The 9,883-nt window shown below is 38.1% G+C and carries 11 protein-coding genes; 6 read left to right on the top strand and 5 right to left on the bottom strand.

Annotated elements, in window-relative coordinates:
• The first annotated feature begins 77 nt into the window (after positions 1-77).
• The 4 genes from JN11_RS19945 (at position 78) to JN11_RS19960 (ending at position 3,453) form a co-directional block, all read left to right on the top strand.
• Positions 78-1,541, top strand: coding sequence for an NADP-dependent isocitrate dehydrogenase (locus JN11_RS19945; protein WP_144915432.1), 1,464 nt, complete (start codon positions 78-80; stop codon positions 1,539-1,541).
• A 267-nt stretch (positions 1,542-1,808) separates the two neighbouring features.
• A complete protein-coding gene (locus JN11_RS19950) occupies positions 1,809-2,387 on the top strand; it encodes a fasciclin domain-containing protein (RefSeq protein WP_144915434.1) in 579 nt (192 codons plus the stop codon).
• Positions 2,388-2,553: 166 nt separating this feature from the next.
• Positions 2,554-3,030 carry a low affinity iron permease family protein gene (locus JN11_RS19955; RefSeq protein ID WP_144915436.1) on the top strand — a complete coding sequence of 159 codons (477 nt, stop codon included), beginning with the start codon at positions 2,554-2,556 and terminating at the stop codon, positions 3,028-3,030.
• Positions 3,031-3,036: 6 nt separating this feature from the next.
• A complete protein-coding gene (locus tag JN11_RS19960; protein ID WP_144915437.1) occupies positions 3,037-3,453 on the top strand; it encodes a hypothetical protein in 417 nt (138 codons plus the stop codon).
• On the opposite strand, the gene JN11_RS19965 is transcribed toward JN11_RS19960, so the two are convergent.
• Genes JN11_RS19965 through JN11_RS19975 form a run of 3 tightly spaced genes read right to left on the bottom strand, consistent with a single transcriptional unit; the run spans position 3,454 to position 5,525 of the window.
• Complete coding sequence (locus JN11_RS19965) at positions 3,454-4,365, bottom strand: alpha/beta hydrolase (RefSeq protein WP_144915439.1); 912 nt, start codon at positions 4,363-4,365, stop codon at positions 3,454-3,456.
• Positions 4,366-4,417: 52 nt separating this feature from the next.
• Complete coding sequence (locus JN11_RS19970) at positions 4,418-4,924, bottom strand: NADH-quinone oxidoreductase subunit B (RefSeq protein WP_144915441.1); 507 nt, start codon at positions 4,922-4,924, stop codon at positions 4,418-4,420.
• A complete protein-coding gene (locus JN11_RS19975; protein WP_144915443.1) occupies positions 4,917-5,525 on the bottom strand; it encodes an NADH-quinone oxidoreductase subunit A in 609 nt (202 codons plus the stop codon). Before JN11_RS19975 ends, JN11_RS19970 begins: the two co-directional genes overlap by 8 nt.
• Between JN11_RS19975 and JN11_RS19980 the strand changes: the two genes are divergently transcribed.
• Positions 5,524-6,738: a BaiN/RdsA family NAD(P)/FAD-dependent oxidoreductase gene (locus JN11_RS19980; RefSeq protein ID WP_144915445.1), complete on the top strand. Its 1,215-nt coding sequence runs from the start codon at positions 5,524-5,526 to the stop codon at positions 6,736-6,738. The genes JN11_RS19975 and JN11_RS19980 overlap by 2 nt on opposite strands.
• A 53-nt stretch (positions 6,739-6,791) precedes the next feature.
• On the opposite strand, the gene JN11_RS24870 is transcribed toward JN11_RS19980, so the two are convergent.
• Positions 6,792-7,514 (bottom strand): hypothetical protein, encoded by a 723-nt coding sequence (locus JN11_RS24870; protein WP_144915446.1) that lies wholly within the window; start codon positions 7,512-7,514, stop codon positions 6,792-6,794.
• 178 nt (positions 7,515-7,692) lie between these two features.
• On the opposite strand from JN11_RS24870, the gene JN11_RS19990 reads away from it, so the two are divergent.
• On the top strand, positions 7,693-8,703 hold the full coding sequence (locus tag JN11_RS19990; protein WP_144915448.1) for a threonine aldolase family protein: 1,011 nt from the start codon (positions 7,693-7,695) through the stop codon (positions 8,701-8,703).
• A gap of 59 nt (positions 8,704-8,762) precedes the next feature.
• On the opposite strand, the gene JN11_RS19995 is transcribed toward JN11_RS19990, so the two are convergent.
• Positions 8,763-9,785, bottom strand: a complete 1,023-nt coding sequence (locus JN11_RS19995; protein ID WP_144915449.1) for an aldo/keto reductase — start codon at positions 9,783-9,785, stop codon at positions 8,763-8,765.
• Positions 9,786-9,883: the final 98 nt, after the last annotated feature.

The raw sequence follows: 9,883 nt of genomic DNA on the forward strand, positions 1-9,883 counted from the left end.
ATTGCCAGTATACATGTAAAATGGCCTTGAAAACCACTATCTTTGCGGCAAATTTACCAAAGCAGGTTCTTTATATTATGAATACAAAAATTGCAGTAGCCAAAGGGGACGGAATAGGTCCCGAAATAATGGAAGCCGTTTTAAGGATTTTTGCCGCTAATAACGTGCAACTGGAATATGAATTTGTAGAGATGGGAAAATCCTACTTCGATGCAGGTCACTCAACAGGAATGACTGCTGCCGCAAAAGATACTATTGAAAAACTGGGCATACTGTTTAAAGGCCCAATGGAAACTCCGAAAGGCAAAGGTGTTAAAAGTATTAACGTAACAGCCCGTAAGGTTTGGAACACATATGCTAATCAGCGTGACTTCAGAACGCTAAATGGTGTGGAAACTGTTTTTTCAAAAGCCGGTATTCCTATCAATCTAACTATTATCCGTGAAAATATTGAAGATACTTATGGTGGTATTGAACACCTTTTAACGTATGACGTAGCCGTAGGTCGTCGTATTATTACACGTCCTGGTTCCGAACAGGTAATTCGTTATGCTTTTGAAATGGCCAGGCGTAAGGGCTATACCAAATTAGCCTGTGGCCACAAAGCTAATATTATGAAACTGACTGACGGACTTTTCCTGGAAGTTTTTCAAGAAGTTGCTAAGGAGTATCAGGATATTGAATCATCAGATATTATTGTTGATGATCTTTGTATGAAGCTGGTAACGCATCCGGAAAAATTTCAGGCTATCGTGTTAACTAACTTGCAGGGAGATATCGTATCTGATCTCTGTGCAGGTTTGGTAGGCGGATTGGGCTTCGCTCCATCAGCAAATATCGGTGATAATATTTCCATATTTGAAGCAGTACATGGCACTGCACCCGATATTATGGGTAAAGGTATTGCCAACCCAACTGCTTTGTTGCTTTCGGGCATTTTAATGCTGCGCTATATGGGCTTTACTAAAAATGCAGCTACCATTGAAAATGCATTACTTTATACATTAGAGCAAGGTGTACATACTGGTGATTTCGGTGATAAAGCAATCCCATCATCAGGAACACAGGCTTTTGCAGATGCTATCATTGCTAATTTAGGTAAAGTACCTGCTGATGGTGGTGTAATTGAGAAAGCCAACCTAGATACCAGAGCTAATGCCGATCATCATATACTAACAAAAAATAAATTAACTGTTACCCGCGGGATAGAAGAAGAAATGGTTGGAGTAGATGTATTTGTGGAATCAAATGATCTGCAACCTGCTGAATTGGCGGAACTAGCTAAGAAAAGACTTACCGATAATTTTGATTTGGTGATGATCTCTAACCGCGGTACCCAAGTATGGCCAACCGGATCAATTTATACCGAACTGGTGAATGAGTACCGTGTACGTTTTGAGAAAAAACCAGGAGTTGCTGTTACTCAAAAGGAGCTATTACATATAGCTGCTGATTTTTCACAAGATGTTAAAGTTTGTTCTGTTGAGTTTTTGATGAAATTTGGTGGAAAGATAGGGTATACCCTGGCTCAGGGACAATAGTTTTCTATTCGAAAAAACCATTATGAACCTCGTTGTTGCTTTATACAGGTAGGAACGAGGTTTTTATTTTCGGATATTTTCGCCCTTTAATTTTGCAAACTCCTTATTGTAATGCGCTGTTAATGAGCTTTGCAGGATTATTTTTCATTTCTTTAAAACTATATCTACCATTAGAGGGTTAATTTAACTTAAATAAATTAATTGCAACGAAATTTAAATGGTTGTTTTTAAATAATAAAAATTTACACATTAATAAATTAATTGAAAATGAAAAAAACAGTTTTAATAGTAGCAGCAGCAATGTCTATCGGTTTATTATCAAATAATCTGTTTGCTCAAACAGCAACAAAGGATACCGTTAAGAAAACGACAGCAACTACCTCCACAACAACAGCGCAAGATTCGACAAAAGATATATTTGCCACTTTGGCTAATGTAGCTGAAGAAACAACGCTGGTTAATGCCATTAAAACCGCCGGGTTAGATGCAGATTTAAAAGGCGCCGGACCGTTTACTTTACTTGCACCAGGCAATGATGCATTTAGTGCATTGCCTGCTGGAAAACTAGATAGTTTACTGAAAAATCAGGCCAAGCTGGTTATATTCTTAAAGGCCCACATCATCAGTGGCAAATACGATAAAGCGGCGTTGATTAAGGAACTGGTAGCAGGCAAGGGTAAAGCAACGTTGAAAACCATTGACGGACAGGAATTAACTTTATCTGTAAAGGATAAAAAGCTGGCCATTACTGATTCACAAGGCACAACTGTAGAGGTTACCTCGTTTGATACGCCTTGTTCAAATGGTATTATCGATGGTGTAAATGGTGTTTTAATGACGAAATAGTCTTACTTCAATCTTCTCAAAAAACGAGAGGCTTTGAAGCGAGGAATTAAATTTATACCGGCCCGGCTTTTATAAAAGCCGGGTTTTTATGCGCTTTTAAATGTCTTGAAATTAGCATAGCAAACAATTTGTTGTTTATTGGCTTGATAATTGAAAGTAAACAAAAATGAGTACATCGGTCAATGAAAATATTTCTGGATTTGAAAAGGTAAGCAATACCATTACCACTTATAGTGGGAGTTCTCCGGTGTTTATTGCGGCTGTAGCGTTAATTTTAATATGGGGAATATCAGGACCTATTTTTCATTACTCCAATACGTGGTTGTTAATTGTTAATACTGGCACTTCGATAATTACTTTTTTAATGGTTTTTCTGATTCAGAAATCACAAAACAAAGAATCAATTGCTGTTCAGCTTAAATTAAATGAATTAATTGCGGCTAATAATAATGCGAGTAACCGTTTGTTAAACATTCAGGATTTGAGCGAAGAACAATTAAATACGCTGTATGAACATTATCGCACATTAGTTGAACTAACACAAAAAGCCAAATCAAATACGCAAAGCCATTCAGTTGAAGATGCTATTGAATCGACAGAGGAGGCAATGAAGGATGATTTGTTGAAACACGATAAAAATTAATAATAAATGAATTTATATTATAAAATTTGGGTTGATGCAATTTTTTCTATCAGAAAAAAAAAGGTAGAGGCTACAAATTGGAAACTATACACCATTATACCTATTTCCTTGCTGATGGGTATAAACCTGTTTGCAATTTTTTACTGGATGAAGGTTATTGTAAATAAAAACCTGCCTTTATTTTTTGGGGTTGATATTTTTAATGCCAGGCCATTAAACGGATATATTTCTGTTATTATTACGTTTTTTGTGCCCTTTGTGATACTAAATTACCTGCTGATATTTAATAACGGCAGATACGAAGACCTTACAAAAAGATATGAAGCCAATAATGGCAAACTATATAAAAAGTATATTTTATATTCAATCGGTTTAATAATTATCCCAATAATTATTCAGAAAATGTTTTTCACCATTATCTGATTATTTCATGTACTTATCCAGGAAATAGAAAATCCTTTTCCTGATAAATTCCGCATCAAACATAACTCCATAGTGCGGGGCATCCGGAACAATGATGAGTTCATTATCAACCCCCGCATTTTTTAAACGGAAACTAAGATTAATGGACTGATCAGGATTAACGGATTGATCTTTTTCGCCCTGTACAATCAGGAAGGGTGGATCATTTTTATCAATATATGTAACAGGGCTTGCTTTTTTGGCAAGATCTGGTCTGTCAGTAACCATCGCGCCTAAAAGCAGCGTGATTGGATTTTTGGGGTCTTTGTCATCGTTGCCTTTAAGTGTAAGTAAGTCTGACGCCCCATAAAAATCAAGAACTAGATTCATTTTGAAGTGAGATTTGTTTCCATCAGCATAAAAACTCTTTACGTGATTATTATTGGATAATGCAAGCAACGAAGCAAGGTGTCCGCCTGCTGAAAAGCCAATCAGTGCAATTCTATTAACATCTAAACTATATTTAGCTCCATTTTGATATAAATATTCAACTGCCTTGTTACAGTCCTGTATCTGTGCTGGAAATGGAGCGGTAGTGCTGTAACGATAGTCAATGGAGGCAATTGCATATCCACTATCAATAAAAGCTTTTATGGTATTGGTCATGTAGCCCATATCAGCATACTTATCATTCAGCATCCATGCGCCGCCATGAATCCATACGATAAGCGGATAGCTTGATTTTTTTGCAGGAGGCAGGTAAATGTCTAATAGATGCTTCTTGAGGGTATCATTTGCATAGGGGATATTTTCATAAAAAACAGTGCCTTGCGGGAAGATATCTTTTTTAGGGTTAGTGGGTTGAGCCTTTGTTTTTTGAATCAGCAGAATGGATACAAACAGCAGAATGAATGCTGAAAAAAGTCTTTTCATATAAAGAATTATAACTAGGTTAACCAAATATAACCAATTATATCCTTTGATATTAAGCTTGTTGAATTGCTGCTTTATTTGAACCGATTAACTTTTCGCCTTCAATCTTTTTCTGCAATTCCAAAATGGCACCAATCAGTGATTCGGGGCGTGGGGGACATCCTTGTACATAAACATCAACAGGTATTACGCGATCAACACCTTTTACAACATGATAGCCATGCTGCCAGTAAGGGCCACCGCAATTGGAACATGACCCCATTGATATTACATATTTAGGCTCGGGCATTTGTTCATAAAGGCGTTTAATACGCTCGGCCATTTTGAATGTGACAGTTCCAGCTATAATGATTACATCCGCCTGGCGTGCAGAAGGTCGTGGGAAAACACCGTAGCGATCCAAATCATAGGTTGATGCAAATGCACCCATAAATTCAATAGCGCAGCAGGCAATACCAAAGCTTAAGGGCCACAAGGAAGATAAACGTGCCCAATTAAGCAAGTCGTTCATTTTAGTGATAACCACACCACCGTTTTCACTTGTTATATCGTTACTCATTACCGGTTTTTTTAAAAGTTGGTTTAAACATAGGCTTTTTTACAGCAGTAGTTGTTTCGGGCGCGTCAATTGTGGTTGATGGTACACTTGGTACAGTATTAATTGAAAACTCTTTTATCTTATATACGCTTTGCTCTGCATTTAGTTTATCATATAGAGATTGCGGAATAACAGTATCAGTTACCGGAACAATTGGATTGGGTTTTATCCAATCCAGATCACCCTTAACCCAAACATAAACCAAACCTAATATCAGGATACCTAAAAAGACAAACACTTCTGTTAAAGTAAGCCATCCCCATCGGCCATCGGCATTATTCATTTCATGACTCCCAAATACAATGGCCCAGGGGAAAACAAAAACCATTTCTACATCAAATAATAAAAAAATGAGTGCTATAACATAAAAACGGGAGTTAAAAGGAAGCCATGCAGAGCCTGTGGGTTCTTCGCCGCATTCGTATGAGCTTAGCTTTTCAGGATTAGGTTTATTGGGTGCTAAAACTTTATTTATAAAAAAAGCAAAGCATACCATTATTATTCCTGTAATTAGAAAGATGAGTATCTTTCCAAATTCTGATATTTGCGAAACCCCGGTCATGACAGCAAATTTAATAAAACAAACAGATTTTGACGCTATAATTATTGGCGGCGGCGCTTGCGGACTAATGTGTGCCGTGCAAGCCGGCTTTTTAGGTAAGCGTACGCTGATATTAGAGAAAAATGATAAAGTAGGTGCCAAGATACTAATCAGCGGTGGTGGCCGATGCAATTATACCAACCTTTATACTACAGCCCAGCAGTTTATATCAGAGAATGAACACTTTTGTAAATCTACATTGAGCCAATGGACGGTTGAGGATACCATTAGGTTTTTCGAAACATATGGTATTGAGGGTAAGGAAAAAACATTGGGTCAGTTATTCCCGGTAAGTGACAAAGCAAAGGATGTAGTCAATGTTTTTACTAGTCTTTGTGTCGATTTAGGGCAGGAAATATGGTGTGATGCAGAGGTGAAAAGTATTGGAAAGCTTGATGGAAATTTTATTGTTTCGATAGAAAGATGTGGGAAAACGGAAAAACTATCGGTTCCGAAAGTTGTAATTGCTTCCGGCGGTTTACCTATCCCTAAAATGGGTGCTACAGATTTTGGGTTGCGGACAGCGCGAAACTTAGGCTTGGCAATTAATGACACTGCACCAGCACTGGTGCCATTGACTATTACTGGAAAAGACCAGCCATGGTATGAGCAATTATCCGGCAATAGTATTTTTTGCAGGGTATGGAATGACAGGGTCAGCTTTGAAGAAAACATTTTATTTACACACTGGGGCCTAAGCGGCCCGGCTATATTGCAAATATCTTCCTATTGGCGACCGGGTGAGTTTATATATATTGATTTGTTGCCCAATCAAAATATTGCTGAACTTATACAAGCGGAAAGAGAAGCTAATGGCAAAAAGATGTTACTGGCTTACCTGGCAGGCTTATTTACCCGTAAATTTGCCGAGGCATTAAGTGATAAATTACCGGCTGATAAAAATTTGGCATCGTTAAGCAAAGCAGATATTGAAGACATCAGCAATTTAATACATGAATTTAAAGTAAAACCGGCGGGTGATAAGGGCTATGATAAAGCAGAAGTAATGCGCGGCGGATTATCGACAGATGAATTATCATCTAAAACACTAGAAGTGAAAAAAATACCCGGCTTATATTTTGGCGGTGAATGTGTGGATGTTACCGGGTGGCTTGGTGGCTATAATTTTCAATGGGCCTGGGCCAGCGGGTTCGTCATTGCACAAAATTTGTAGTTGATGCTTGATAGTTTATTTCAATAAACCATCAAGCATCAACTACAAGAAAGCTACTGATTTTGATTTCTACGCGCCGCTTGTACCTGTTTAAAGTAAGCTACTAAGCTATCCATATTTTGAAGCGTATATGCTTTTGCAACTATTTTATTAACTACGTCGGGTTCATCGCCCATAACGTCGGTCATTACATCTGCAAAGTTTTCATTAGTTATAATTTTCATTTCTGCAGTATTTTCGCCATAGTAATAAACCGGACCTCCATAATAACCACCTCTGCCAGCACCTGAACCACCCAGCGGAATTTCAACGCCACCACCTACACCTACGCCGAAACCACGTGTGCCGAAACCAGTGCCGCCGCCGATGCCAATAGAAAATCCTGAACCGCCACCGCCTGCGTAATGTTCTGCGCTATGCTCGCTGTAGGTTGCATATAGTTTAAGGTCATCATCCAGTACAATTTTTACAAAATCAAGTTCATACCGTGGCCAAAATTGGCCTTGAGGGGCATGTGTAACGACAAAGCTATCCCGGCCCATGACAAAAGATTGTAACCCGCTTGCGCTGATCTTAACTTCTTTTGCCTTTTTATCCTGCTTATATTCAATAAAGCCTTCATTTTTAACAGGTCCGCGGGCGGATTCATCAATCCGGATAAAGCCGGCAGATGTATTTCCTTTGCTATCTGTAAAATGGCCTAGCTGCCATTTCTGGGCCTGCGCCGATATGGCGATCAATACAAAACAAAAAATTAAAACGGGGTATTTATTCATAACTATGCAATAACTGGCATCTATAATTTTTATTGTACAAGATTAGCATTTTTGTTTATGAAAACTGTTTAATGTGGATGTTGTTTTGTAAATTCCTGGATACATCAGCATCAAATTATATCCTTTTAAAATTAAAACAAATAAAATCATTAAAATTGAATTCAATATTTAAATAAAGATGATTGTTGATTTACGTAGTGATACTGTTACTAAACCTACTCCCGGCATGTTGGAGGCCATGATGAATGCTAAAATTGGCGATGATGTTTTTGGTGAAGATGAAACTGTAAATGAACTGGAAGAAAAAAGCGCCAAATTATTTGGTATGGAAGCGGGTATATTTTGTCCATCAGGCACTATGACCAACCAGATAGCCATTAAATGCTTTACCCAGCCATTGGACGAACTAATTGCCGATCAAACAGCGCATATTTACCGTTATGAAGGTGGTGGTATTGCTTTTAATTCGGCCGTTTCCACAAGACTATTAGATGGCGAACGTGGAATTATTACCGCTGAAATGATTGAGCCTGAAATTAATGCTGAAAATGTTCATTATCCGCACACCAGTTTAGTTGCCCTTGAAAATACGGTGAATAAAGGAGGTGGTGCATGCTACACGATTGAACAGATAAAGCCAATAGCTGATTTATGCAAAACCAAAGGATTAAAGCTTCACCTTGATGGTGCGAGGATTTTTAATGCTTTAGTGAAAACAGGTGACAAAGCCGAAGATTATGGTAAATATTTTGATGGTATTTCTGTTTGCCTTTCAAAGGGTTTAGGCGCGCCAGTTGGTTCTGTTTTTCTGGCAGATAAAGCGACTATAAAATATGCCCGCCGTATTCGTAAAGTTTTTGGTGGTGGCATGCGCCAGGCTGGCTTTTTAGCTGCCGCAGGTATTTATGCGCTTGATCATCATGTAGAACGATTAAAGGTAGATCATTTTCATGCGCAGATCATTGCACGTGAATTGACGAAATATGCCTGGGTAAGCAATGTTTTACCTGTTGAAACCAACATTATTTTATTTGATACTGTTGAGCCTGCTTCCATAGTTTTGGAAAAACTAGCAGCTCATGGAATAAAAGCATTACCTACTGATAAGAACCGCATCCGTTTTGTATTACATCTGGATGTTTTTCCTGAGCATGTGGAACATGTGGTAAAAGTATTGAGGGGTATTTAACTTAATGAATAATGGATCATAGGTCATTTATCCATGAACTATGATCCATTAATGAACTATTATTTCAAAGCCCTGTCGGCAGATTGACGTTCAACCATCCAGGCAGGATATTCTCTTGGTAAGGAACTTACTTCATCTATTTTGGTCAGATCATCGGATGATATTGTTATCTCTATTGATTTGATGTTTGCATTCAGTTGGTCTACATTTTTTGCACCAATGATAGTACTGGTTACCCCCTTTTGCTGACGTACCCAGGCCAATGCAACTTCAGCAACGGATACATTGTGTTGTTTACCAATTTCTGTAATTACATCAATAATATCGTAGGCTCTTTCCTTGTTAATAGGAGGGAAATCAAAAGTATCACGACGGGAATTACCTGTGTTTTCTAAATCGCGTTTGAATTTCCCAGACAGGAATCCGCCTGCTAACGGGCTCCATGGCATTACTGCTATATTTTGATCAGCTGCCAATGGTAAAATTTCCCGTTCAATATCGCGTCCAGCTAAAGAGTAAAAATATTGTAACCCCACAAATTTATTCCATCCATGTTTTTCAGCAATTCCGATGGCTTTCATCACCATCCATGCTGGCCAGTTACAAATGGCTATGTAGCGGACTTTCCCGGTTAAAACAATATCATTAAGGGCACGTACAGTCTCTTCAACGGATGTTTTGGGATCTACTCCGTGTACATATAAAATATCGATATGATCTAGTTGTAAACGTTTTAAGCTAGCATCTACTGATTGGAAAATATGGTAACGGGATAATCCCGTGTCATTTACGCCTTCGCCCATTCGTCCACGTACTTTGGTGGCAATAACTAACTCATTGCGGTTAAGTTCAAGGTCTTTTATGGATTGTCCCAGTAATTTTTCTGATTCACCAAAAGAATAAACATTAGCTGTATCAATGAAGTTGATGCCGGAGTCGACTACTACCTTCATCAGATCGTTAACTTCTTTTTGCTGAATTTTTCCAATTGCTTCCCAATATCCCTTTCCGCCAAAGGTCATGGTGCCAAAACATAGTTCGGATACCACCAGGCCGGTGTTTCCTAAAAAATTGTATTTCATAAGTTTTGATGATTTTGTTAAAGTAAAATTGAGCCTTTGATTTTTAACAAAAGTCAATTTAAGGTCAAAATCTGATATCAATATTGTGTCTTAAGACT

Source organism: Mucilaginibacter frigoritolerans (assembly GCF_007830615.1).
Taxonomy (GTDB): Bacteria; Bacteroidota; Bacteroidia; order Sphingobacteriales; family Sphingobacteriaceae; genus Mucilaginibacter; species Mucilaginibacter frigoritolerans.